Raw genomic sequence first — 445 nt, 5'->3', positions numbered from 1 at the left:
CATATAACGCCCCACTAAGAGGCAAATAACAGTTGGCTATAATAGAGAGCGAAGCGAACAAAGCCAACTGTTATTTGTCCTGCTTGAGTGGCTTGTTATATGCCTATTTTTTGAAACTGCTTACAGGAAATAAAACGCCTTCACTAATATTAACTTTATTCCAAACCTTGCCAATTGTGTAAGGATCTTGTTTAACCCATGCTTCAACCTCAGTTCTAGAAGAAAACTCGACATGTGCCGATGAGCCAATCATTTTTCCATTTTCATTTAGCATTGCACCACCACTTAAAAAGGTACCAGCTTTTACCATTTTCTCGATACCTGATAGATGAGCTTCACGACTTGATAATCTTCGATTAATAGCATCGTCATCATCAAAGTCGTAAGCGGTAACTATGAACTGCATAAATACTCCTTGTTGCCAAACTGAAAGGCATATAACGCC

1 protein-coding gene is annotated in these 445 nt (G+C 38.7%); it reads right to left on the bottom strand.

Translation table 11 applies throughout. From position 1 onward, the window contains the following. Positions 1 to 103 precede the first annotated feature (103 nt). The coding region (locus H4J67_RS20040) for a YciI family protein (protein ID WP_220471683.1) at positions 104 to 445 on the bottom strand (342 nt) is incomplete at its 5' end.

Source organism: Colwellia sp. BRX10-4, assembly GCF_014077465.1.
In the GTDB taxonomy this organism is placed as follows: Bacteria; Pseudomonadota; Gammaproteobacteria; order Enterobacterales; family Alteromonadaceae; genus Colwellia_A.
The sequence above is the reverse complement of the archived record's forward strand: the minus strand, read 5'-3'. Positions and strand labels throughout refer to the sequence as shown.